Origin of the sequence: Sphingomonas sp. CFBP 13733 (assembly GCF_014841795.1) — a bacterium.
In the GTDB taxonomy this organism is placed as follows: Bacteria; Pseudomonadota; Alphaproteobacteria; order Sphingomonadales; family Sphingomonadaceae; genus Sphingomonas; species Sphingomonas aerolata.
Window position 1 is genome coordinate 831,767 of record NZ_JACYUP010000002.1, and the last position, 23,958, is coordinate 855,724.

Below are 23,958 nucleotides of genomic sequence, written 5' to 3' on the forward strand. Positions count from 1 at the left end.
TCGGATCCGATTAACTGGGGAAAGCCGATGCTGCCGTTCCTGCTGATGGCCGCCGATATCCAGGCGCCTGATCTTCAAGCGACGCCACCCGCCGTCGAGACGGCGATCGCGGCGATGACGCTGGAGGAGAAGGCCGCGCAGCTCGGCAGCAGCGCGCCGGCGCTGCCCAGGCTCGATCTGCCCGCATATGATTACTGGAGCGAGGGGCTGCACGGCCTCGCGCGCAACGGGATCGCGACCGTCTTTCCACAGGCGATCGGTCTGGCGGCGAGCTGGGATACCGCGCTGCTCGATCAGGTCGGCACGGTCGTCTCGACCGAGGCGCGGGCGAAATACAACGGCGTGCGCTCGACGCGCGACCGGCGGCGTTTCGCGGGGCTGCACATCTGGTCGCCCAATTTGAACATCTTCCGCGATCCGCGCTGGGGGCGGGGGCAGGAGACCTATGGCGAGGATCCCTATCTGACGGGCAAGCTGGGCGTCGCGTTCGTTCGCGGCATCCAGGGGCCCGACGCTGCGCATCCCAGGGCGATCGCGACGCCGAAGCATTTCGCGGCGCATTCGGGGCCGGAGGCGGGGCGCAACAGCTTCGACGCGGATATCTCCCCGCGCGACATGGCCGGGACCTATACGGCGGCCTTCCGCATGGCGGTGACCGAAGGCCGCGCGCAGTCGATCATGTGCGCCTATAACTCGCTTCACGGCGTACCCGCCTGCGCGTCGTCCGCGTTGCTGACCGACCGCGCGCGCGGCGACTGGGGGTTCGACGGCATGGTCGTGTCGGACTGCGATGCGGTCGGCTATATCTCCGTCTTCCATTATTACCGCCCCGATCTGCCCTCGGCGGCCGCGGCGGCGTTGCAGGCGGGCACCGATCTCGATTGCGGGCCGAGCTATGATGCGCTGCCCGCCGCGGTTCGCAAGGGTCTGGTACCCGAAGCCGCGATCGACACGTCGCTGCGTCGTGTCCTCGCGTCGCGCGCGGCGCTCGGCATCGCCTTTGGCCAGCGCAGCCCCTGGACGCGCATCGCGCCGTCGCAGGTCGACACGCCCGCGCACCGCGCGCTCGCGCAGACCGCGGCGGAAAAGTCGCTGGTGCTGCTCACCAACAAGGACCGGCTGCCGCTCAAGCCCGGGACCCGGATCGCGGTGATCGGGCCCAATGCCGACTCGCTCGACGTGCTCGAGGCGAATTACCACGGCACTGCCAGCGCGCCGGTCACGCCGTTGCAGGGCATTCGCGCGCGTTTCGGCGCCGATCGCGTCAGCTATGCGCAGGGCAGCGGGCTGGCGGCGGGCGTCGCCTTGCCCGTCCCCGAAACCGCCCTGTCCGCGAACGGCAGGCCGGGGCTGAAGGGCGAGTATTTCAGCGACGGCGCGATGACCCGGCGGGTCGCGACCAGGCAGGATCGCACGATCGACTTCGACTGGGATCGCGCGCCGCCCGTTCCAGGATTGTCGGGCAAAGGCTACGGTGTCCGCTGGACCGGGCAACTGACGCCGCCGGGCCCCGGCCGCTACCGGCTGCGGCTCGACGTCCCCCGCTGCTTCGACTGCGAAGGCCATGATCCGGTGAAGCTGTGGCTCGACGGCAAGCCGCTGATCACCGACGACGGCAGCGATAGCGCGGTCGAGGCGGAGGTCACCGTCACCGACGCCAAACCGCACGACCTCCGCATCGACTATGTGCACGCAAGCGAGGACGGCGGGATCGGCCTGCGCTGGGTCGCGCCGATCGACGCGCAGCGCGGCGAGGCGCTCGCCGCCGCCCGCGGTGCGGATGTGGTCGTGGTGTTCACCGGCCTGTCGCCGACGCTCGAGGGCGAGGCGCTGCGGCTCGACGTGCCGGGCTTCCTCGGCGGCGACCGCACCGCGATCGAACTGCCCGAGCCGCAGCGCGCGCTTCTGGAAACGCTCGCCACCGCCGGGAAGCCGATCGTGGTCGTGCAGCTGACCGGCTCCGCGATCGCCGATCCGTGGAGCAGGGACCATGCCGATGCGGTCGTCGCCGCCTGGTATCCGGGCCAGTCCGGCGGGACCGCGATCGCGCGGATGCTGGCAGGCGATATCAATCCGGGCGGGCGTCTGCCGGTGACGGTCTATGCCACGACGCGCGATCTGCCCGCCTATATCGATTACAGCATGAAGAACCGGACCTACCGCTTTTTCAGTGGTACGCCGCTCTACCCGTTCGGCCACGGCCTCAGCTACACGCGCTTCGCCTACGCCCCCAGGACGGCACCTTCAGCGAGTGTGACCGCGGGACAGCCGCTGGCGGTCAGCGTCACCGTGACCAACACCGGCAAGCTCGCCGGGGACGAGGTGGTCCAGGCCTATCTCGCACCCGTCGACGCGCAGGAACAGGGGCGGACGATTCCCGTGCTGCAACGCCAGCTCGTCGGGTTCCGCCGGATCCCGCTGCACGCCGGCGAAACCCGCACCGTCGACTTCGCCATCGACCCGCGCAGCCTCGGCATGGTCGAGCATGACGGCACGCATGCCGTCGTGCCGGGTCGCTACCGGCTGTTTGTCGGCGGCGGGCAGCCCGGGGACGCGGCGGGGATCTGGACGGACGTGACGATCACCGGGACGCGGACCGTGCTGCCGAAATAACGCGAACGACACCCAAGGGGAGCCTGCGAGATGAGTGCCATCAGGATCTATACGGCGTCGCTGTGCGCCGGCGTCGCGGCCATGCAGGGGCCGGCGCAGGCGGCGGCACAGCAGGTCGACTGGCCCTCGTCGCGGATCGCGCACCCGAAGCGGGCGGCGATCGGGCCGTATAACGCGGTGTTCCTCGCCGGCTCCGACGGTCTCGAACGCCCGGTACAGGGCTATGCCGCCGACGAGGCACTGCCGCCGATGCCGCAATGGACGATGCGCGCATGGATCAACCCGACGCTGCTGCCCAAGGGACGCGTGCCGGTCGCGGCGATCGGCAACCCCGCCGGCGCGGCCGCCCGGATGTTCGCGCTCGACGATGGCAAGCCCGTTTTCCAGATGGGCGCGACGATGATCCGCGCCGCTGCGGCGATCACCCGCGAGTCCTGGCACCTGCTGACCGCGACCGCGGATGCGGGGCGGGTGCGCTTCTTCGTCGACGGGCGGCTCGTCGGCACCGCCACCGCCGCGGCGATGCCGCCGGCCACCGGCGTCGTCGCGCTTGGACCGCGCCTGCTCGGCCAGCCCGGGTTTGCAGGGCGGATCGCTGCGTTCGCGCTCGATCCCGTGCTGCTCGGCGCACCCGCGATCGCATCGCTCGCCCGGCGTCAGCCCGACGCGGCGCTGATCCGGTTCGAGGATGCCAGCCGGTCCTGGCCGCTGCAGGTGAAGACGCAATATGGCCTGACCGCCCCGCAACCGGCCTGGGAACTCCCGACCGGCAAGGCGCCCTTCTCGAAGCCCGTCGCAAGCCCCGTATCGACCGCCCCCGCGCTCGCGCCGACGCGCGAGGGGCACTACGCCGTCAACGCCTGGCGCCTGGTCGCGGCGCCGACCGTGGCGGCGAACGGGGCTGCGATCTCGCAGCCAGGGTTCGATGCGGGCTCATGGCATGCCGCGACCGTGCCGGGCACGGTGCTGACGACGCTCGTCGATCGCGGCGTCTATCCCGATCCGACGATCGGCCTGAACAACATGGCGATCCCCGAAAGCCTGTCGCGGCAATCCTGGTGGTATCGCAGCGAATTCACGCTGCCCGCGACCCCCGCCAGGCGGCTGACGCTGACGTTCGAGGGCGTCAACTATGCGGCGCAGGTCTGGGTCAACGGCACCGCGATCGGCGACGTGAAGGGCGCCTTTATCCGCGGGCGGTTCGACGTGACCGACCGGCTCCGGCCCGGGCAGCGCAACAGCATCGCGGTGCTCGTCGCGCCGCCGCCGCATCCCGGCATCGCGCACGAACAGTCGCTCGCCGGCGGGCGCGGCGACAATGGCGGCGCATTGATGAGCGACGGTCCGACCTTCGGCGCAAGCGAGGGGTGGGACTGGATCCCCGGCGTACGCGATCGCAACACCGGGCTGTGGCAGGGTGTAGATCTCGCTGCGACCGGGTTCGTGACGATCGGCGATCCGGCGGTCTCGACCCGTCTGCCGCGGCCCGACAATGCGGTCGCAGAGGTGTCGATCGAGGTCCCGGTGACGAACCACGGCACCGCGCCGGCCTCGGCGACCGTGCGCGCGGCGTTCGACGATGTCGCGGTCGAACAGCGTGTGACGCTTCCGGCCGGTGCCAGCCAGGTCGTGCGCTTCACCCCTAGCAGCTTCCCGCAACTCGCGGTGCAGAAGCCGAAACTCTGGTGGCCCAACGGCTATGGCGACCCGGCGCTGCACCGGCTCGATCTGACGGTGGCGAGCGACCGGGTCGTGTCCGACCGCCGCAGTCTTGATTTCGGGATGCGCAGCGTGACGTATGAACTGTCGTCGCTCGACACCGCGGGGGCGCTGCGGCGTGTGCTGGTCGATACCGCGCTCGCGCATGATCTCGGCACGCCGGTGATCGACGAACGCCACCCGGCGCTGCGCAAGGTCCGTGGCGGCTGGGCGAATTCGCTGATGCCGGGGGCGGAGACATCGCCTGCGGTCACTGCATTGCCCGACGATCCGCTGTCGCCGCAGATGGTGCTGCGCGTCAACGGCGTCCGCATCGCCGCGCGCGGCGGCAACTGGGGCATGGACGACATGATGAAGCGGGTCGGCACCGACCGGCTGACCCCCTATTTCCGGCTCCACCGCGAGGCGGGGATGAACATCATCCGCAACTGGATGGGGCAGAGCACCGAAGAGGCGTTCTACGCGCTCGCTGACCGCCACGGGCTGATGGTGCTCAACGACTTCTGGGAATCGACGCAGGACAATGACGCGGAGGCGCAGGACGTGCCGCTGTTCGTCGCCAATGCGCGTGACGTGGTGCGGCGCTATCGCACCCACCCGTCGATCATCCTCTGGTTCGGCCGCAACGAAGGCGTGCCGCAGCCGATCCTGCAGACCGCGCTGCAGGACATGGTCTGGCAGGAGGACGGCACCCGGCTCTACAAGGGCAATTCGCGCGTCATCAATCTCGGCGGATCGGGGCCCTATGAATGGCACCCGCCGGAGGATTATTTCACCGGCTATCCGCACGGCTTCGCGATCGAGGTCGGCACGGCGAGCTTTCCGACGCTGGAGTCGTGGCAGCGCACCGTTCCCGTCGAGGATCGCTGGCCGATCAGCGACACTTGGGTCTATCACGACTGGCACCAGGAACGCGGCGTCTCGATGGCGAGCTTCGTGCGCGCGATGGACACCGAATTCGGTCCGGCCCGCGATCTCGCCGATTTCGAGCGCAAGGCGCAGATGCTCAACTACGAATCGCACCGCGCGATCTTCGAAGGGTTCAATGCCGGGCTGTGGACCACCAACAGCGCCCGGATGCTGTGGATGACGCACCCTGCCTGGCCCTCGAGCGATTTCCAGATCTACTCGTCGGACTATGACACGCACGCCGCGTTCTACGGCACCAAGAAGGGGGCGGAGCCGGTTCATATCCAGATGAACCAGCCGGGCCGTCAGGTCGTGATGGTCAACACCACGCGCCAGCCGCTGACCGGGGTGAAGGCCACCGCGCGGGTCACCGATCTGACCGGCGCGACCGTCGCGACCCACGCGCAGACCGTCGACCTGCCCGCCAACGCCACCGTCGCGCTCTTCCCGCTGGCGCTCGATGCGGCGCTGGCGAAGGGGCCGGTGCTCGTCCGGCTCGACGCATCCGCCTCCGACGGGAGCCGCGTGTCGGAGAATTTCTACTGGCAGGCGGCAAACCCCACGGATCTGCGCGCGCTGTCGGCGATGCCGCAGGCCACGCTCCGGGCTGACGTGGCGGCAGGAACGGCGGCGGCGGGCGAGCGATCGCTCCGCGTCACGCTGTCCAATCCGGGTACGACTCCCGCATTGCAGACCAAGCTGACGCTGTTCGACGGCAAGGGCGTGCAGATCCTGCCGGCCTATTTCAGCGACAATTACGTCTCGCTGCTGCCCGGAGAGACGCGTGACGTCACCGTCGCCTATCCCGGCGACCGCGGCGTCGCCACGGTGCGGCTGCGCGGGTGGAACAGCCCCGCGACGACGATCGGGGGCAAATAGGCTAGACGACCAGCGACAGCAGAAGCGTCAGCAATAGCCCGACCACCGAGATCAGCGTCTCGCACACGGTCCAGCTGCGGATCGTGTCGGCGACGCTCAGCCCGAAATACTCCTTCACGAGCCAGAAGCCGCCATCGTTGACGTGGCTGAGAATCACCGATCCGGCGCCGGTCGCGAGCACCAGCAGTTCGGGCCGGATGCCGGGATTCGCCGCGGCCAGCGGCGCGATGATCCCCGCGGCGGTCGCCATCGACACCGTCGCCGACCCGGTCGCCACGCGCATCAGCGCCGCGATCAGCCAGGCGAGCAGGACGATCGGCATATGGACGCTGGTCGCTGCGGCGACGATCGCGTCGGATACGCCGCTGTCGATCAGGACGCGGCCGAATCCTGCGCCCACGCCGACCACCAGCGTGATCATCGCGGTCGGCGCGAGGCAGTCGTTGGTGAACTTCTGGATCGTCCCGAGGTTCATCCCGCGCGCGAGCCCCAGCGTCCAGTAGCTGACGAGCACCGCGGCGAGCAGCGCGACGACCGGCGTGCCGACGAAGCGCAGGATGCCGTCGAGCCGCGATCCGGGCAGCGCGATCATCGTCGCGAGGCTGCCGGCGAGCATCAGCACGACGGGCAGCAGCAATGTCGCAAGCGTGATGCCGAAGCCGGGCAGGCTCCGCGTGTCCTCGGCCTCGACGACCGCTGCGGGGGCGATCGGCTGCGGTGCGAGGTGCCGGATCACCAGCCGGCCATAAAGCGGTCCGGCGATCGCGGCGGTCGGGATGCCGACGATCAGCGCGAACAGCACGGTGAGCCCGACATCCGCATTATACGCCTGCGTCGCCAGCAACGCGGCGGGGTGCGGCGGGACCATCGCATGCACCACCGACAGCCCCGCCGCCATCGGCAGCCCCATCCGCATCGGATGCTGCCCGAGCCGCCGCGCCAGCGTGAAGACGATCGGCACCAGCAGGACGAAGCCGACCTCGAAGAACACCGGCAGGCCGACGATCAGCGCGACCGTCATCATCGCCCAGTCGGCGCGCGCAGGGCCGAAAAAGCCGATCACGCTGTCGGCGATCCGCTCCGCGCCGCGGCTTTCGACCATCATCTTGCCGAGGATCGTGCCGAGCCCGACGACCAGCGCGATATGCCCGAGCGCACCACCGACGCCCGCCTCGAAGCTCTTGACGATCGATCCGAGCGGGATGCCGACGACCAGCGCGAGCGCGAGCGACACCAGCGTCAGCGCGATGAACGGGCTGAGCCGCACCCGCACGATCAGCACGATGAGCGCGGCGACCGCGATCGCCGCCTCGGTCAGCAGCATGCCGCCCGGCTGCATTTACGGTTTCTTCCAGGCGACGCAGTCGACCTCGACCTTGCAGTCGACGACCATCTGCGACACGACGCAGGCGCGCGCGGGGGGATGCGCGCCGAAATACTCCTTGAACACGCGGTTGAACGACATGAAGTCGCGCGCGTCGTCCAGCCATACGCCACAGCGTACGACATGCTCGGGACCGTATCCGGCTTCTTCTAGGATCTTCAGCACGTTGCGGATCGCCTGATGCGTCTGCGGGATGATGCCGCCGTCGATCACCTCGCCATCGACCATCGGCACCTGGCCCGATACGAACAGCCAGCCATCTGCGCCGACCGCGCGCGCGAACGGCAGATGCTGGCCACCGGTGCCGCTGCCGCCTTCGACGCCATAACGCTTGAGTCCGTCCGTCATCTGATCATTCCTTCACTGGGTAATGGGGTTTGCGCGGCGCAGCAGGCGGCCCGCGCGGGCGCCGGTCGGTCGGCCGAGCGCGAGCGTCGCGACGCCGTTGACCCAGACACCGACCACGCCATCGGCTGCGGTCGTCGGCTCGTCATAGGTCGCACGGTCGGCGATGCGCGCGGGGTCGAACAATACGAGATCCGCGGCGAGCCCTTCGCGGACATAGCCGCGGTCGTGTAGGCCGAAGCGATCGGCGGGAAGCCCGGTCATCTTGCGGATCGCGGTCGCCAGCGGAAACAGGCCGCGGTCGCGCGCATAATGGCCGAGCACGCGCGGGAAACTGCCCCATAGCCGCGGATGCGGCCGGGGATCGCAGGGCAGGCCGTCCGACCCGACCATCGTCAGCGGATGCGCGAGGATCCGGTCGACATCGCTGTCGGTCATGCAGTGATACACCGCACCCGCCGGTTGCAGCCGCGTTGCGGCGGCGCGCAGGTCGACGCCCCAATCGGCCGCGATGTCCGCGAGCATCCGCCCCGCCTGGGCGGGCTCGGCGTCCGACCAGGTGATCCGGATCGGCGTCTCCGGCACGACCTGCTTCAGATCGAGCGTCGAGGAGCTTGCCGTATAGGGGTAGCAGTCGCACCCGACCGGCTGATGCGCATCGGCGTCCTCGATCATCGCGAGGATTTCGCCGCTGCGACCATATTGCGGTGCGCCCGCGCATTTGAGATGCGACACGATCACGCGTGCGGCGGCGTGCCGGCCGATCGCGAACGCCTCGTCCAGCGCGGGGACGATCGCCGCCGCCTCGCTGCGCAGATGCGTGCAATAGAGCGCGCCGGTACCGCGCAACGCCTCGGCGATCGCCATCACCTCCGCGGTCGATGCGGCGTTGGCATTGGCATAGGCGAGCCCGGTCGACAGCCCGAACGCCCCCGCCGCCAGCCCGTCCTCCAGGTCGCGGCGCATCGCCGCGCGTTCGCCGTCGCTCGCATCGCGGTCGAACCCGTCCATGTGTCGCGCACGCAGCGCGGTATGGCCGATCAGCGCGACGACATTGGTGGCCGGGACCGCGGCGTCGACCGCCCGCGCATAGGCCGCGAAATCGGAATAGCGGAATTCGTGCGCGCCGCCGAGCAGCACCAGCGGGTCGGGCAGGGGGGCATGCGCGCTCAGATCACTGCCTGCGCTGATCCCGCAATTGCCGACCACCACCGTCGTCACGCCCTGCGTCACCTTCGCGGTCATCGCGGGCGCCGCGATCACGACCAGATCGTCATGCGTATGCGCGTCGATGAACCCGGGTGCGAGCGCCAGGCCCCGCCCGTCGATCGCGCCCGGCGGCGGCGACGCGGCGGCTGCCGCGACCCGCGCGATGATCCCGTCGCCTATCTCGACGTCGGCGCGGAAGGCCGCGCCGCCGCTGCCGTCATATACGTCGACACCGGCAATGACTGTCGCCATCATTTCACCTCCCAGAGGTTCCAGAGGTCAGTGCCACGCGTCTGTCGTGGCCGGGCTGGATCGACACTGTCACCGCGGGTCGAAATAATGTAAACAATTTTCTTTATCTGGGAGGTCTGCCGTGAGCGACGTCGGTGTGAAGCTGCACAAGGGTATCGGTCGGGATGCGGCCGCGCGCTGGAACCTGCTCGCGGGGGACGTCATGTTTCCGGCGGCGGTGCTCGATGCGCGGCGGATGCAGCATAATCTCGACTGGATGCGCGCGTTCATCGATGCCTATGGCGTGTCGCTCGCACCGCATGGCAAGACGACGATGGCGCCCGCGCTGTTCAAGCGCCAGATCGATGCCGGCGCGTGGGGCATCACGGTCGCCACCAGCCAGCAGGCGCAGGTCGCGGCCGCGCATGGCATCGACACCATCCTGATCGCGAACCAGATCGTCGGCGACGCCAATATCGCCGCGATCGTCGAACTGCTCGCCGATCCTGCGCTGCGGCTGATCTGCATCGTCGACTCCGCCGCCGGGGTGGCGCTGCTCGGGGAGGCCTGCCGCGCTGCCGACGTGTCGCTCGACCTGCTCGTCGAACTCGCCCCCGAACCCGACCAGTCGGGGTTCCGGACCGGCGTCCGCGATGCCGCCGCGCTCGCCGGGGTGCTCGACGCGATCGCGTGCTGGCCGGGGCATCTCCATCTCGCCGGGGTCGAATTCTACGAAGGGGTGCTGAGCGACGAGGCCGAGGTCCGGCACTTCATCCGTCGTGCGGTCACGATCACGCGCGATCTGCTCGCGACGGGGCGGATCGCGCGGACGCCCGCGATCCTGTCGGGGGCGGGCTCGGCCTGGTACGACGTGGTCGCAGAGGAAACCGCCGCGCTGGCAAAGGCCGGCGATGTCCAGGTCGTGCTGCGCCCCGGCTGCTACATCAGCCATGACGACGGCCTGTACCGCATCGCGCAGGAACAGATCCTCAAGCGCAATCCGGTCGCGCCAAGCTTTGGCGACGCGCTGCTGCCCGCGCTGCGCGTATGGGCGGTGGTGCAGTCGATCCCCGATCCGGCGCGCGCGGTCATCGCGATGGGCAAGCGCGACGTCGCCTTCGATGCCGGGCTTCCCCGGCCCGCGACGCTGTTCCGCAAGGCGCGCGACAGCCGCCCGGTCGACGCCCCCGCGCACTGGGCGGTGACCGGGCTGATGGACCAGCATGCCTATCTGGCGATCACCCCCGGCGATGACATCGCGGTCGGCGACGTCATCGCCTTCGACATCTCGCACCCCTGCCTCACCTTCGACAAATGGCGGTGGGTGCTGGTGGTCGACGACGATTTCACCTGCGTCGAGGTGGTCGAGACCTTCTTCTGATCCCGACCTCGACAGCGGGCGTCAGCGCGGCGCCGAGGGCGGACGGTCCTCGGCACGCGTGCCGAAGCGCGACGGCTTCGCGCCCATCGTGAATTCCAGCTCGCCGCCCTGGATCAGGTCGGCATGCGCGATCCAGTTGCGGGTCCAGGGCTTGCCGTTCCAGCGCACCGACTGGACATAGGGCCGGTCGGGCGCATTGCCGATCGCGCGCACCCGGAGCGTCTTGCCCGCGCCGACGCGCATCTCGCCGCTGTCGAACAGCGGCGACCCGAAGACATAGATCCCCGTTGTCGGATCGACCGGATAGAAGCCGAGCGACGACAGGATGAACCACGCGCTCATCTGGCCGCAATCGTCATTGCCGATCACGCCGTCGGGATCGTCCTTGTACATCTCCGTACACAGCCGGCGGACCATCGCCTGGGTTTTCCACGGCGTCCCGACATAGGCATAGAGATACGCCACATGATGCCCGGGCTCGTTGCCGTGCGCATATTGCCCGACCAGCCCGGCAATGTCGGGTGGCGCGTTGGCGGGCAGCGTCGAGGGTGCGTTGAAGAAGGAATCGATCTTCGCGTCATACGCCGCATCGCCCCCGAAATGCGCGATCAGCCCGTATATGTCGTGCTGGTTCAGGAAGGTCGCCTGCCAGCCATTTGCCTCGGTATAGTCCCGCCACCGCGGCTGCGGCATGTGGCCGAGCTGGATCGGATCATAGGCCGCCCACCAGCTTCCGTCGGCGAAGCGCGGCCGGGCAAAGCCGATCTTCGGGTCGATCACGTTGCGCCAGTTGCCGCTGCGCTTGCGGAGCAGCGCCGCATCGTCGGTCTTGCCGATCGCGTCGGCGAGCAACGCCATCGCATGATCGTCATACGCATATTCCTGCGTCCGGCTGACCGACTCCTTGATCTTGTCCGCGGGGATATAGCCGAGCCGCATGTAATGATCGCGGCCGAGCGTCGCGAGGCTGTCCTTGTACTGCGGGTCGAAGGCACGCCGGCGGATATTGGGCCAGGCCGCCGCATAATCGGCCTTGATCCCCTTGGCATGCGCCTCGGCGAGCACCGCGACCGAATGCCAGCCGTTCATGCACCCGGTCTCGAACCCCTGCAACGGCCAGGTCGGCGGGCCATAGGGGCTCTGCTGCGTCTGGCGGATGAGATCGTGGACGAAGCGCTCCGCCATGTCGGGACGGACCAGCGTCATCAACGGATGCAGCGCGCGATACGTGTCCCACAGCGAATAGGCGCTGTACGCGCGTTCGGTCGCGGGCAGGGTATGGACCTGCTGGTCGAGCCCGACATAGCGACCGTCGCGGTCGCTGAACAAGGTCGGGCCCATCAGCGTGTGGTAGAGCGCGCTCGCCATGATCGTCCGCTGCGCCGGCGTCCCGCCCGCAACCCGGACCATGTCCAGTTCCTTCGCCCAGTTCCGCCGCGCGGCGGCGCAGGTCGCGTCGAACGTCCAGCCCGGTGCCTCGGCCAGCGCGCCCCGCGCGCCTGCGACGTCGACTGCCGAGATGCCGGTCTTGACCAGGATCGGTGCCGCGCCCGCATCGTCGAAGAACAGCGCAACCTTCAGCCGGTGCCCGGTCACGCCGCGCCCGCCGCCCGCGACCGGCGTGTCGCCGTCGCCATAGAATTGCACGCGGTCGGGTTTGCGCGACAGCTGCATCGCGAAATGGATGCGGCGCCCCTCCGCCCAGCGGAAGACCTGGCGGCTGCCCGTCAGCAGGCCGTCCTCGCCGATCGACAGCGACGCGTCCTCGATCCGGATCGCCTCCTCCGCGGTCTCCTGCTTGCAGTGCGTCAGGTCGATCAGGATATGCCCCGGACCCTTGGCAAAGGTGTAGCGGTGCAGCCCGGTCCGCTCGGTCGCGGTCAGCTCCGCGAGCACGCCCGACTCGAGCTTGACGCGGTAATAGCCCGGCTCGGCATGTTCGTCGGTATAGCGTTGCCGATAGCCGTTGGACGGCGTCTCGCGCGGCCCCGCGACGAGCTTCAGCGGCTTGCGCGTCGGCACGAGCAGCACGTCGAGCATGTCGCCGATCCCGGTCCCCGACAAATGCGTGTGCGAGAAGCCCATGATCGAACGGTCGGACTGGTGATAGCCCGAACAGGCATCCCAGCCATGATTGTTGGTATCCGGCGAAAGCTGGACCATCCCGAACGGCAGGGTCGCGCCGGGGAAGGTGTGCCCATGCCCGCCCGTGCCGATGAACAGGTCGGGCTTGGTGACTGCCGGCGACTGCGCGCGTGCGGCAAGGGGAAGGGCCGTGCCGAACGCGGCAAGGGTCGAGCCGGCAAGCAGCTCGCGACGGGTGGCGCGGATCACGCGGTGGTCTCCTAAAGGTCGGACGGTCGGGGGAATCAGAAGGTCTCGCGCAGCAGGGCGGGGCGGCGCCGCTCGAGATCGAGGATCAGGTCGCCGAACAGCCCGTTCGCCCAGGCGAACCAGGGCCGCGAAAACCGTTTCGGGTCATCCTTGTTGAACGATTCGTGGATGAAGCCGGTGCCCGCGTCGGTGGTCTTGAGCCAGCGCAGGCATTGCCGGATTTCCGCATCGTCATCGCTGGTCATCGCGCGGACGATGATCGACATCGGCCAGATCATGCCCAGCCCCTTGTGCGGGCCGCCGATCCCGTCCGCCGCGCTGCCGGTGAAGAAATACGGGTTGCGCGCGCTCCAAGCGGCTGCCCGGGTCCGGCGGTACAGCGGATCGGTGCGCGACGCGGCGCCGAGCAGCGGCAGCGCCGACAGGCTCGGCACGTTCGCATCGTCCATGAAGATCGCATTGCCGAACCCGTCCACCTCGAACGCCCAGACGTCCCCGCCCGTGCCCGTGCCGCCCGTGCCGCTTGCGCGATCCGCCATCCGGCCATGCGTGCGCAGCGCCGCGTCGACCTCGTCGGCGAGCGCAACGCACTCCGCCGCCGCCGCGCTGTCGTGCCGCGCCTCGACATGAACCTTGGCGAGCATGCGCAGCGCCGACACCGCGAACAGATTCGACGGGATCAGGAAGGGCAGCGTGCAGGCATCGTCCGAGGGGCGGAACATCGAATGGATCAGCCCGACCTTGCGTGTCGGCGCACCGACGCCTTTCAGCATCAGCGTTTCGGTCGCGTGGCGATTGACGCGCTCGAACCGGTACGGGCCGTCATCGGTCTTGCGCTGCTGCTCGCGCATCGTCGCCACCGCCCGCGCCATCGCCTTGGCCCAGAGCGCGTCGAACGGCGCGGTATCGCGCGTCTCGCTCCAGTAGCCATAGGCGAGCCGCATCGGATAGCAGAGCGAATCGAGCTCCCATTTGCGTTCGGCAACGCCCGCGCGCATCTCGGTCAGATCGTCGATCGCGCCCAGGTTGGACTTGGCCTGCGGATCCGCCATGAAGGCATTGGCGTAGGAATCGATCAGGATGCACCGCGCCTGGCGCTGGATGACGCCGTGGAACAGGCGGCGCAGCGCCGGGTCGCGGCGGCAGAGATGGACATAGGTCTGCATCTGCGCCGAGCTGTCGCGCAGCCACATCGCCTCGATATCGCCGGTTATGACGAACCCGTCCGGCTTGCCGTCGACGATCCCCAACCGGACCGTCGTGTCGAGCGTGTTGGGATAACAGGTCTCGAACAGATGGCGCAGCGCAGGATCCGCGATCCTCGCCTTCACCCGCACGATCTCCTGCTCGACCGCCGGGCTGACGAAGCGACGCTGATCGCGCGGCGGCCGGGCGCCGCCAGCAACGGGCGCCGCCGCCGCGACCCCGAACGCGGGCGTCGCCGCTGCCGTGCACAGCGCCGCAGCGCCGGCCTTCAGCATGTCGCGGCGAAGTAGTGCAGCAGATGACACCCCGATCATGCGGCCGACATCTCCGCACACGCAAGTCCGGGATGAACATTGCTCCGTACACGCTTCACCAATCGCCCGTTGTCCTTGCAGGCGATGCCTCGTGATGCTGCCAATGCGCCTCTCCAATACACGTCCGGGGCCGGCGTCCTCGTCGGGATTGCCGGAAAGATACTGTCGCACCATTGAACGGCGGCGCGACCTGATGTGCTGGGGGCGAGGCTAGGGGTCGACATACCGGGGCGCAAGCAGATTAAGAAATTTAATTTTCTTTCACGCGGTCGGTTTTCCATGCAGTTGCAGCGGGGTGGCGCGTGATAGGGCCCGGGCGGATCGATGAGCCCGGCCGGGCCCATCGACTTTTCTTTCGCCGGACGTGTAAGAATACGTCGGAGGGGCATATCACGATGGACAAACCGATACGGGAAGCGCGCGGTGCGCGCCTCGCAGTGTCGTTGTCGGGCACGAACCTGGCGCGTGCGAGCGACTATAATCAGCGCGTGGTTCTGCAGGCCATCCGGCTCAGCCCGGAGACCAGCCGTGTCGAGCTGAGCCGGACGACCGGGCTGACCGCGCCGACGATCGCCAACATCACGCGCCGGCTAATCGACGCGGGTCTGGTGAAGGAGGTCGGCCGCCTTCAGGGGCCGCGCGGGCAACCGGCGATCCAGCTAACGATCGAGCCGCTGGGCTGCGTCGCGATCGGCCTCAACATCGATCGCGATCACCTGACGCTGGTCGCGCTCGATCTTGCGGGTCAGGTGCGCAGCCGGATCGCGCAGGATATCGCCTTTGCGATGCCCGAGGACGTCGTCGCGTTCGTCGCGCACAACCTCGAATCGCTGCTCGCGGAGGCCGGGGTCGGACGCGACCGCGTGATCGGCGTCGGGGTCGCGGTGCCCAATGATCTGGGCGTCATCACGCTGCCCGGGCGGCCGTCGGATTATGATCGCTGGGCGGGCCTCTCGATCCCCGCGCTGCTCGCCCCGGTCATGCCCTGGCCGACCGTGATCGAGAACGACGCCGCCGCGGCGGCGATCGGCGAGGCGCAGGCGGGGGCGGGGTCACCGCTGGCGAGCTTCTTCTATATCCTGATCAATTCCGGGCTCGGCGGCGGGTTGATGATCGACCGCCATTTCGTCGAGGGCGCGAACAAGCGCAGCGCCGAACTGGGATTGCTGCCCGACGCGACCAACCCGGCGCCGGGCGCGGTCGTGCAGGACATCGTCTCGATCTCGGCGCTGCTGCAGATGCTGAAGGAGGCCGGCCTCGATGTCGAAAGCCAGAAGGACATCCGGCCCGCCGATCCGCAGACCGACCGGGTGCTCGAACGCTGGGTCGATCTCGCCGCCAAGGCGCTGATCGCGCCGCTGATCAACATCACCTGCCTGATCGATCCCGACGCCATCGTCATCGGCGGCCGGCTCGACACCGCGCTGCTCGACCGCCTGATCGCCCGCCTCGCCGGCGCGTTGGCGGTCACCGTACAGCCCCCGATGACCACGATCATCCGCGGCGCGCTCGCCGCCGACGCACCGGTCATCGGCGCCGCGCTGCTACCCTTCCTCGACAAGCTGCTCCCCTCCGACGCCATCCTGATGCAGGTTGGCCGGTAGGGGCGTGAAGAGCCGGAATACGGCCCTTCACGCCGCGTCTGCGAGGGAGGGGCCCCCGCGGATTACTGTCCCGCGATCAGCTTCGTGTAGGCCGCCACCGGCACCGATTCCCGCGTGCCCTTGGTCGGTTCGATCTTGAAGAAATAGGATTCCGTCCACGCGCGACCGCCGCCCCAGGCCATCGCATCGAGCCAGACGTCGCTATCGGTCTTGATCGACTTGACGACGTTCGCCGCGATCGCGGTGCAGGATGCGGGCAGCCCCTTCGAGCTTCCCAGTGCATATTCGCCCAGGATCGCCCGATATCCCCGCTTCCGGGCAGCGGCGGCGAAGATCTTCAGTCCGCCGTCGCCCGCCGGTTCGCTGACGCACTCGGCATTGGTACCGCTGGAACCGGTGTCGAAATAGCGATGCGGCGACAGGACGATGCGGTTCAGCGGATCGATGAGGCCACCCGAGCGATCGATCGCGCATGCAGCGCTCTCGCAGTCCCGGCTGGCCGGTTCGTTCTTGTCGAACCGGAATGACGCGGACCATTGTGGCCACTCGACGAGGATGCGGTGCTTGAACCCCGCCTTGCGAATGCCCGCGACGATCTGGTTGGTATCGCGAACCCATTGCATCCAGTCGTTCGTCACCACGGGATCGGTAAAGAAGCGCGGCTCGTTCATGAGATCGATCATGACCATTTCGGAATTGTCGAGTTTGCGCAGGATCGGCAGCCAGAATGCGATCTGCTCGGCCGGCGTCGGCCATTTATAGTCATGGCGGTCGAGGATCACGGGCACGTTGCGGGCGCTGGCCGCCTTGACCACGTCGACCACCCGCTGGAGGACGACGGGGTCATTCATCTGGCTGCCGTTGAACGGCAGGCGGATGCTGCGAAATCCGGCCTTGTCGACGTACCAGGCGACGTCGGCGACGGTCGGGCACAGGGCGCCGTTCGCGACGAACGAACATCCCGCGAGATTGACGCCGAACCGCGGCGCGGCCTCGGCAGCCGTGGCGAAGGACAGCAGGGCCGTGGCAGCGGCGATGACGCGAGGAAGAATCATCTTACTTCACCTACGAGGTTTGGATGGAATGCCGTGCTCTCGATGTGAAGCACAGTGCGATCCTTCCAATAGCCAATTTGTGTTAAATTTTTCTTCCGCAACAAGACGTTGGCGCGGAATTTAAGGTCAGAGATGTTCATACGGGGGGGGGCGATGACTTAGGCTTTAAAGTTAACCATGCCGACAGTGTTCTCGCGTGGCAGGACCCGCGCGGAATACCTCGATGATGAGCGACTGTGACCCAAGCGGAAAGCCGTGGCCTTTGTTGTGGCACCTGTTGCGATGAAGGCGTGCGTGATGTCCAGGTTGGTTAAAATTCATGAGATAATCTACAGCCACCTTGAGTGGCTGCGCATCGCGGCAGCTGTCGATACGATCAAAGAGGTGCGGCCCATGGCGATGCCAGCGTTTTATCAGCCAACACGCGATTGCCAGGCCGGAGGCTTTTCGCCTCATTCACCATCTTGGTCAGGAGAGGGTATTCTGGCGACCATCGGGTCGCGTCGTTGATCTGCAGACGGGGAGGGCATAGGGGGTGGGGACAGCGCTTTGCGTGTTTTAGGCTCAGCTGGAGACCGGTATGCTATTCCGAGAAATGGTCAGAAAGGTGTTCCTATGGCCCGGAAAACTCTCTGATAAGAATGCTGCGGATGATCGCGCGCCGATCGGATCGGAAACCTGTAACCGTGGACAGGAAAAGTCGAAGGGTAAAAGGCTTTCCGTCGAGTGCGACCCATGGTGAGGGCAGGGCGCGTCCAATCAAACGTGTCGGTTGGCAGCACGGTTGCAGCCGAATCTATGCCGCTTAGCGTCAAGGGCAATTATGTCGCCGTGGCGCTGATTCTGGTAGCTGTCTTATACAATGCGGTTTTAGCAACATTGGTCGCGCGAGGTGTGCCGTTAGGCTACTCCAGTGTAGCAGCGGTTGAGGTTTTGATAACGTTCAGTTGTTTGGCACTTTCGCTTTCGACTGGTGTTTCTAGTCGTGACGTTATGCCACTCGCCCTGCTTTGGTTTATTGTCGCACTTGCTTTAATTGCATCGATATCTTTTAATAAGATATACATTGGTAGTATTCGAAACTTCGCGCTGATAGCTGTCTTTGGTATGCTGGGTCAGAGAATGGATATGAATTTCATTCGAAAGGCCTTTTTTATTGCATCTGCAATGACCCTTGTTGTTTTGATATGGGAAATTGCATCCGTGGAAAGCTATGCATCGTTTTTCTCGCCAGCACTCTATTACGAGCTGACGCGGGGGACTGCGAGAAGCGAATTTGACGAATCCGGCCTTAGCGTAGGGACTATTGTTTTCGAGGGGCGTTTCAGTTTGGGGATTTTCTCTGGACGCCGCACCTCGTCAATATTTCTTGAGCAGGTTTCAATCAATTCATACGCTATCGTTTGTATGGCATTTTTGAATGGTTTGTGGGGTCGCCTGACGTTTGCGGAAAAGGCTTTGCAGATTGCGACTATTATTCTCATTATTACCAGTAATAATGCGAGAATGGGCGCGTTGATGTGCCTGGTTATGCCAATCGGATATTTTGTATTTCCGTGGCTTAATCGTAATTTTATATTTGCAATACCGTTCGTAATTGTAGGTACAATATTCGCATTATCCTCTTACCTTCAGAATGCTGTTGGAGACGATATAACTGGCCGGCTAGGTGTCACGTATCGCCTTCTCGACAACGTTAAGTTGACAGACCTGTTTGCAGGAAATCCGCTCGTAGTAGAGAAAACGTTTGATAGTGGTTATGCTTTTATCATGGCCTCAATCGGCTTGTTTGGCGGTTTTGCCTACCTTCTGTTTTTGGTGTATTATCCAAGGCATGAAACCGACGAGCAGCGAAGGGCTTCGTGGAGTCTCGCGATTTATATCCTTGCCTGGCTAACCGTGGGCGGAACCGCGACATTCTCGATAAAAACTGCAGCACTGTTATGGTCGTTCATTGGTTGTTTGAGTAAGCCGTCAGCGACGGTTGCGATCAAGCCGGCGGCGGCAATGTCTTAGTTGGTTCGGGCGGGTGCTGCCTACCAACGGGAAATGGCGATGATACCGAAAATTGTGCACCAAACAGCTCAGTCAAAGGATTTGACTTGGGAAGCAAGAATGGTGACCCGCCGTATCGCAAAAATCTTGCCAGGGTGATCAGTGTGGCTCTGGGATGATCATAACAATCTGTGCCCGATCCAGCAGCACCTTCCTCAGCACGCAGTGCAATATGATGCAATCGTCCGTGGTGTAATCAAGGCGGATATTACTGGAATATGCAACATGCATCCCTTCGGTATGTTCTGCGCGCATGCCGAATAAAAATTGACAAGACCTTTTGACGATAAGCTTACGGCATAGGATTGTATCTTCGGTGTTAAAGCGGGCGACATATCTATCAGTCACGGTACCTATGGTTTAGATACGAATTCCGAACCTGGGAATGCATGCTTTGACGCGTCGCGAGGTCATCCATCTTCTAGAGCGTTGCGGCGACGCGCGGCATGGAGGTGAGCGAGTTCAACGAGACCGGCCTGTTCAACAACGCGGCGGGGTTCGAATCGCGCTTTTCCTTTGGGGTGTTTTCGGGCGCGCGGACCTCGTCGGTGTTCCTGGAGCAGGTTTCGAACGCGAACTTCGCCGGTATCCTCTGCGTGTTCCTTGTCGCCACATGGGGCGGTTGAGCGTCGCCATCCGGACGACGATGGTGGCGACGATCCTGCTGATCCTGCTCTCGAACAACACGCGGACGTCGTCGGCGCTGGCGGTGGTGACGATGATGGGATATTTCATATTTCCCCATCTGTCGCGGTGGTTCACCCTCCTGATCGCACCGGTCCTGGTCCTGCTGGCGTTTCTCGTCGTCGGTGACAATGTTGAGCATACCGACGATCTGATCGGCCGGCTGGGCATCACCACCGAGGCGCTGCGCAAGCTGGACATTCCGACCATATTCGGTGCGAATGCGATGAAGGCGCGGCATCTGATGGACACCGGCTTCGGCTATGTCACCGCGTCGAGTTCGATCTTCGGGCTCATCGCGATCTGGCTGTTCTTCTCGCTCGGCCAGCGTGCGACGGACACCGCCTCGAAGCGCTGCGCCTGGGCGACCGCGGTCTATCTCTTCGCCAACATGATGATCGGCGGCACCGCGATCTTCTCGATGAAGGTCGCCGCCCCCTTGTGGATGCTGGTTGGCTATATGGCGGCCACCGCGCCCAAGCTCCAGACGTCGCGACCGAATGGCCTCGCGCCACGAGGATCGATCGCGGCCTGAAGCAGGACCCGGCCTGCATCCGGGGAGTATTGGCGTCGGTGTGCTATGTCGGGACCGATTGGCTGCATAAAACCTAATTCAATCTGATACGTAGCTTTTCCATGGCAAGCAGCGAATCTCCCTCAACGGCAACCCGGTCTGCGGAAACACTCCCCGACGATTCTCCCCTGCAACCGCCGGCCATCGAGCCGGCCGATCGGGAATATCTGGTCGCCGCGAGCACGATTCCGGGTTCGCACTACGGCGCAAGGATCGGGAGCAACGCGGCGCTCTGGGCGCTCGCGAACCAGCGTCAGGACATCGACAAACGTTTGGCGGTCCTCACGGCCCGTAACCAACGAAGCATCCGTACGGCACGATATTCGGCGATCGCCGCGGTCGTTCTGGGGATCATGAGCACGGTTGGCGCAGCCTATTACACCCGCCAGGCAGATCCCCGCCCGGCTCTGGTCAAGGCTCCCGTCGCCCAAACCCCAAATGCCCCCATCGCACCGCCTGTCACGCCGCAGCCGGCCGCTATCTCGACCGCAGTTCCAGCTGAAGGTGGCAACACTCCGGTAGCGCCAAAGGCCAATGCCGCACCGAGCCAGGCTCGACCGGCAATGCCCAAAAAGGCACGGAGGCTTTCGCCCGCGAAACGTAAGGTACGGCCTGCGCGCGCGCGGTCGTCAAGGTGGATTGCACAGCCTCTGCACGGTGCAGCGCTTCGGCGGGCGTTGATCGCCGATCGCAAGCGGACCCGGGAACTCAATCAAGCCCAGCTGAGAAAATTGACACGCCGACGTCGCGACTGATCGCGAGCCGTTGCCCTCTCATGGCGGAGACACCCTCCGCCGCGGCCGATCACAGTTCACAGCAACTCGCGATCGGCAAGCAGCCTATGCCGCGACGGAGCTTACCGATGCACCGGCAGGCCGTAATATGGTCAGCCGATTCCAGAGATGGATCATGCCAGCCTGCTCGTCCGCTTACGCCCAATTGTGGACATCCCCGTTTTTCTACAAGGTGAGGAAGCTTTGCAGGAGTCGGTCGTGGAATTTTGGGCGTCGAGCGAGATTTACGGACCAGCCGATCAAGCGAGCGAGGCGGTGCGCCGTGTAATCGAACCCTTATTAAATCATCAATTGAGAAACTCTCGCTTCGCCGCTGTTGAGCTTCTCCTGCGTTACATTCCTGTCATCATGCCGACTGAAATGCTTGATCGCTATCCTTCGCGCTCGAAGGCACGAATCAAACAGCGAGTTTTGGATTGCTCCCCGCAACTCCATTATGAAACATTCGTCGGTGGAGAGTTCGATGACCAAGTGGATGCGTACGTAGGCGGCATACGAACCACATCTTCCTTATTGACGAAGTTTGGCGTCTCACCTGTTGAAATCGAGGAATTTGAGCATTTGCTCGCAGCGGTGGCAACTACGGCAAAATCCATGAAGGTATGACCGCTTTCCACCAATCCCGGCCATTCCGCTTCCAGCCCCAACACAGACATCTGTCGAAATCGACGTCACCGACACTCCAGCACCAATCCCGCTAACCTATCGAACCACCGAGCGCGTCCGGACCAGTTTGAAGGGAACCTCGTTCGTCGTGCCCTTTTCGGTGATCCTTACCCACATAGTGAGCGCGCTCGGGCTCGTGCGTTCGATCGTCATGCCGTCGAAAAACCATCGATCCTTCTCTACCGCCACCAGCGGGAAGATTACGGGTTTGCCCGTCCCATCTTCCCAGCCCGTCATGTCCGGGCTGAAGTGACGAACCCGATAGGCCAGCGATTCCCGGAGCGGGACGTAGTCCACGAGTTCGGTAAACGATACGCCGCCCTTGCCGTCTGCCATCGCGAAATGGCCCGTGATCCGGCCTCCCAGCGGCGCGGAGTAGGTTTCCGTCACGTCGGAACCCATTCCCGTGCCGACCCAGCTGCCTGCCAGCCAGGCCAGTTGATCGATTGACGCGGGTGGCGACGTGCCGGTCCCCAGTGAGCGCGTGTGCTGCGCGGTCGCTGGAACGGCCATCGCAAGACCAATTGCGGCCAAGGTCCGTATCACGGCACGTCTCCCTGTGATCAGGCGCAGCCTAGCGGCTCGGCCGACGGAATCCACCGTGTCTTTCGTGCCTGGAACGCGGCCGCGTCGACCAGCACGATCACGCGAAAATTTGTCCCCGGGTCGATCGCGGCATGCTCGGCCTGCTCAAACAGGCGCTCGTTGCGACCTTTCGGCCATGCCCGGCCCAACCCGTCCTCGGCCCTGGGTATCACGGCACCAAGGGCACTATGGTACTTTGGTTGCTCGCAAAATTTACCGGAATTTTAGGTCGGAACCAATGCGCCGCTCAGTTCTTGGACTCTCACGAACTCAGTTACGTCGCAATTAACGCGAATGTGAAAAGAGTTAAACAATAGGGTTAATAGGAGTTCACGATGCGCGACAAGGCCTCGACACCACATGGTGCTGGATCAGCAAACCAGGATCGTGGTTACTGCCAGCGGATGCCGAGCAGTGTGATGGCGGGCAACCGAGATCTCGGCATGTTCAATCGCAGCAGCGTGAAAGGCGAGAAATACCAGGGCCATGGTACGACGCCGGCCTATATCTAAGTCAACGTCGAGCTCGGCTGTCACTGGCAACAGACGTCGGGCGCATATCTGAGAGATCGGCAAGGTCAGCGACGGTGAGCCGTACAAGCGGTTCAACCATCGTGATTGCCGGACATGCACGCATGCTTTCGACTACCCGCAAGGGATGCCCGATGAGCGGTGCGCAAGAGCCTATCGCTCCACATCATCTGTCCCGTCATGATCGGGACATCACCGAAGTCGATCCGTGCCGAGGGACCGCGGCCTTCGACCAGTGTCGCCGTGCGTACAAACGACGCCTCGACCCACGGCGTTAACCATTTCTTAACCACAAAGCCTCATCCGGCCGATGAGGCCTCGCCTCCCCGCAAGGGTTCCCTGCTCGTCACGATGCCGCCCCAGCTGGGACGGGCAGGGACTGTTGAAAAATGAGCGCGTCTCGGCGACCGCTGCCGGCCCGTCCGGGACGTATTCGGCTACAAGGATGTCACAGGCACCGGGTGCCGCGCGATCGCGCGGGCAGGGGCTTAGCTAGGCGAGCAGGCCCCCTTATACAGTCCAAGACGGCCAACCCGGCCGTACGGCCGATCTCCGGTCACGCAATGCTCAACGTCATGCGAACCTGCAGCGAGCCGATCGCGAACAGTCGCGAAAGATCGCGGTCGCGCGACGGGCGCATATCATTCAGCTGGGAGAGAAACTGTCGGAAGACAGATCAGCCATGTCGAACAGACATGACTCCGCCGCAGTGGAAAACATTTGTTTTCTGCGGTGGAGAATGGTGGACGCACTTGGGCTCGAACCAAGGACCCGCTGATTAAGAGTCAGCTGCTCTACCAACTGAGCTATGCGTCCATTCCGGGGCGGTTTTGAGTGGCGCCCTGGTGTGGCGCCCCGCTGCTGGAGGCGCGCTGTTAGCAGACTCA

Annotated in this window: 18 protein-coding genes and 1 tRNA gene; 11 read left to right on the plus strand and 8 right to left on the minus strand. The window is 65.2% G+C overall.

The window, feature by feature from the left end; translation table 11 throughout:
* Positions 1-27: 27 nt before the first annotated feature.
* Both IFT71_RS08095 and IFT71_RS08100 read left to right on the plus strand, forming a co-directional pair.
* Positions 28-2,613 (plus strand): glycoside hydrolase family 3 protein, encoded by a 2,586-nt coding sequence (locus IFT71_RS08095; protein WP_192140104.1) that lies wholly within the window; start codon positions 28-30, stop codon positions 2,611-2,613.
* Positions 2,614-2,643: 30 nt separating this feature from the next.
* Positions 2,644-6,120, plus strand: coding sequence for a glycosyl hydrolase 2 galactose-binding domain-containing protein (locus IFT71_RS08100; RefSeq protein ID WP_192140106.1), 3,477 nt, complete (start codon positions 2,644-2,646; stop codon positions 6,118-6,120).
* A gap of 1 nt (position 6,121) precedes the next feature.
* Here IFT71_RS08100 and IFT71_RS08105 read toward each other — a convergent pair whose 3' ends face one another.
* The 3 genes from IFT71_RS08105 to IFT71_RS08115 are packed head-to-tail and all read right to left on the minus strand — an operon-like array spanning position 6,122 to position 9,310.
* Positions 6,122-7,459: a GntT/GntP/DsdX family permease gene (locus tag IFT71_RS08105; RefSeq protein WP_192140109.1), complete on the minus strand. Its 1,338-nt coding sequence runs from the start codon at positions 7,457-7,459 to the stop codon at positions 6,122-6,124.
* Positions 7,460-7,852: a RidA family protein gene (locus IFT71_RS08110; protein ID WP_037531717.1), complete on the minus strand. Its 393-nt coding sequence runs from the start codon at positions 7,850-7,852 to the stop codon at positions 7,460-7,462.
* A 12-nt stretch (positions 7,853-7,864) separates the two neighbouring features.
* The gene (locus IFT71_RS08115) at positions 7,865-9,310 is read right to left on the minus strand and encodes an N-acyl-D-amino-acid deacylase family protein (protein ID WP_197976055.1); all 1,446 of its coding nucleotides are present in this window, start codon (positions 9,308-9,310) and stop codon (positions 7,865-7,867) included.
* A gap of 121 nt (positions 9,311-9,431) precedes the next feature.
* Between IFT71_RS08115 and IFT71_RS08120 the strand changes: the two genes are divergently transcribed.
* Positions 9,432-10,670, plus strand: a complete 1,239-nt coding sequence (locus IFT71_RS08120) for an alanine racemase (protein ID WP_197976056.1) — start codon at positions 9,432-9,434, stop codon at positions 10,668-10,670.
* Positions 10,671-10,691: 21 nt separating this feature from the next.
* On the opposite strand, the gene IFT71_RS08125 is transcribed toward IFT71_RS08120, so the two are convergent.
* On the minus strand, positions 10,692-13,004 hold the full coding sequence (locus tag IFT71_RS08125; protein WP_192140113.1) for a GH92 family glycosyl hydrolase: 2,313 nt from the start codon (positions 13,002-13,004) through the stop codon (positions 10,692-10,694).
* A gap of 35 nt (positions 13,005-13,039) precedes the next feature.
* Positions 13,040-14,524: a glycoside hydrolase family 125 protein gene (locus IFT71_RS08130; protein WP_192140115.1), complete on the minus strand. Its 1,485-nt coding sequence runs from the start codon at positions 14,522-14,524 to the stop codon at positions 13,040-13,042.
* Positions 14,525-14,919: 395 nt separating this feature from the next.
* Here IFT71_RS08130 and IFT71_RS08135 point away from each other — a divergent pair, with 395 nt between their 5' ends.
* Positions 14,920-16,128, plus strand: a complete 1,209-nt coding sequence (locus IFT71_RS08135; RefSeq protein WP_192140117.1) for an ROK family transcriptional regulator — start codon at positions 14,920-14,922, stop codon at positions 16,126-16,128.
* A gap of 62 nt (positions 16,129-16,190) precedes the next feature.
* Here IFT71_RS08135 and IFT71_RS08140 read toward each other — a convergent pair whose 3' ends face one another.
* The gene (locus IFT71_RS08140; RefSeq protein WP_192140119.1) at positions 16,191-17,183 is read right to left on the minus strand and encodes a cellulase family glycosylhydrolase; all 993 of its coding nucleotides are present in this window, start codon (positions 17,181-17,183) and stop codon (positions 16,191-16,193) included.
* A 255-nt stretch (positions 17,184-17,438) separates the two neighbouring features.
* Between IFT71_RS08140 and IFT71_RS08145 the strand changes: the two genes are divergently transcribed.
* The 6 genes from IFT71_RS08145 to IFT71_RS08170 all read left to right on the plus strand — a co-directional run bounded on the left by IFT71_RS08145 (position 17,439) and on the right by IFT71_RS08170 (position 21,896).
* Positions 17,439-17,693: a hypothetical protein gene (locus tag IFT71_RS08145; protein ID WP_192140121.1), complete on the plus strand. Its 255-nt coding sequence runs from the start codon at positions 17,439-17,441 to the stop codon at positions 17,691-17,693.
* A 255-nt stretch (positions 17,694-17,948) separates the two neighbouring features.
* Positions 17,949-19,199, plus strand: a complete 1,251-nt coding sequence (locus tag IFT71_RS08150; protein ID WP_206757443.1) for a hypothetical protein — start codon at positions 17,949-17,951, stop codon at positions 19,197-19,199.
* Between the two features lie 485 nt (positions 19,200-19,684).
* Positions 19,685-19,864: a hypothetical protein gene (locus IFT71_RS08155; RefSeq protein WP_192140125.1), complete on the plus strand. Its 180-nt coding sequence runs from the start codon at positions 19,685-19,687 to the stop codon at positions 19,862-19,864.
* On the plus strand, positions 19,861-20,457 hold the full coding sequence (locus IFT71_RS08160; RefSeq protein WP_192140127.1) for a hypothetical protein: 597 nt from the start codon (positions 19,861-19,863) through the stop codon (positions 20,455-20,457). The genes IFT71_RS08155 and IFT71_RS08160 overlap by 4 nt, the downstream gene beginning before the upstream one ends.
* A gap of 101 nt (positions 20,458-20,558) precedes the next feature.
* Positions 20,559-21,251 (plus strand): hypothetical protein, encoded by a 693-nt coding sequence (locus tag IFT71_RS08165; RefSeq protein ID WP_192140129.1) that lies wholly within the window; start codon positions 20,559-20,561, stop codon positions 21,249-21,251.
* A gap of 147 nt (positions 21,252-21,398) precedes the next feature.
* Positions 21,399-21,896: a hypothetical protein gene (locus IFT71_RS08170; RefSeq protein ID WP_192140131.1), complete on the plus strand. Its 498-nt coding sequence runs from the start codon at positions 21,399-21,401 to the stop codon at positions 21,894-21,896.
* Positions 21,897-21,992: 96 nt separating this feature from the next.
* Here the strand turns inward: IFT71_RS08170 and IFT71_RS08175 are convergent, their stop codons facing one another.
* Positions 21,993-22,502 carry a DUF6265 family protein gene (locus tag IFT71_RS08175; protein WP_192140133.1) on the minus strand — a complete coding sequence of 170 codons (510 nt, stop codon included), beginning with the start codon at positions 22,500-22,502 and terminating at the stop codon, positions 21,993-21,995.
* A gap of 374 nt (positions 22,503-22,876) precedes the next feature.
* Here IFT71_RS08175 and IFT71_RS08180 point away from each other — a divergent pair, with 374 nt between their 5' ends.
* Positions 22,877-23,053, plus strand: a complete 177-nt coding sequence (locus IFT71_RS08180; RefSeq protein WP_192140135.1) for a hypothetical protein — start codon at positions 22,877-22,879, stop codon at positions 23,051-23,053.
* A 758-nt stretch (positions 23,054-23,811) separates the two neighbouring features.
* Here IFT71_RS08180 and IFT71_RS08185 read toward each other — a convergent pair.
* Positions 23,812-23,887: transfer RNA gene (locus tag IFT71_RS08185), tRNA-Lys, on the minus strand.
* Between the last annotated feature and the right edge of the window lie 71 nt (positions 23,888-23,958).

Excerpts from the sequence above, each read along its gene's own strand:
- IFT71_RS08135 (WP_192140117.1), top strand. The coding sequence starts at position 14,920 with ATGGACAAACCGATACGGGAAGCGCGCGGTGCGCGCCTCGCAGTGTCG.
- IFT71_RS08165 (WP_192140129.1), top strand. The coding sequence starts at position 20,559 with ATGGCAAGCAGCGAATCTCCCTCAACGGCAACCCGGTCTGCGGAAACA.
- IFT71_RS08170 (WP_192140131.1), top strand. The coding sequence starts at position 21,399 with ATGGATCATGCCAGCCTGCTCGTCCGCTTACGCCCAATTGTGGACATC.
- IFT71_RS08100 (WP_192140106.1), top strand. The coding sequence starts at position 2,644 with ATGAGTGCCATCAGGATCTATACGGCGTCGCTGTGCGCCGGCGTCGCG.
- IFT71_RS08095 (WP_192140104.1), top strand. The coding sequence starts at position 28 with ATGCTGCCGTTCCTGCTGATGGCCGCCGATATCCAGGCGCCTGATCTT.
- IFT71_RS08140 (WP_192140119.1), bottom strand. The coding sequence starts at position 17,183 with ATGATTCTTCCTCGCGTCATCGCCGCTGCCACGGCCCTGCTGTCCTTC.
- IFT71_RS08180 (WP_192140135.1), top strand. The coding sequence starts at position 22,877 with ATGCGCGACAAGGCCTCGACACCACATGGTGCTGGATCAGCAAACCAG.
- IFT71_RS08130 (WP_192140115.1), bottom strand. The coding sequence starts at position 14,524 with ATGATCGGGGTGTCATCTGCTGCACTACTTCGCCGCGACATGCTGAAG.
- IFT71_RS08105 (WP_192140109.1), bottom strand. The coding sequence starts at position 7,459 with ATGCAGCCGGGCGGCATGCTGCTGACCGAGGCGGCGATCGCGGTCGCC.
- IFT71_RS08115 (WP_197976055.1), bottom strand. The coding sequence starts at position 9,310 with ATGGCGACAGTCATTGCCGGTGTCGACGTATATGACGGCAGCGGCGGC.
- IFT71_RS08155 (WP_192140125.1), top strand. The coding sequence starts at position 19,685 with ATGGAGGTGAGCGAGTTCAACGAGACCGGCCTGTTCAACAACGCGGCG.
- IFT71_RS08110 (WP_037531717.1), bottom strand. The coding sequence starts at position 7,852 with ATGACGGACGGACTCAAGCGTTATGGCGTCGAAGGCGGCAGCGGCACC.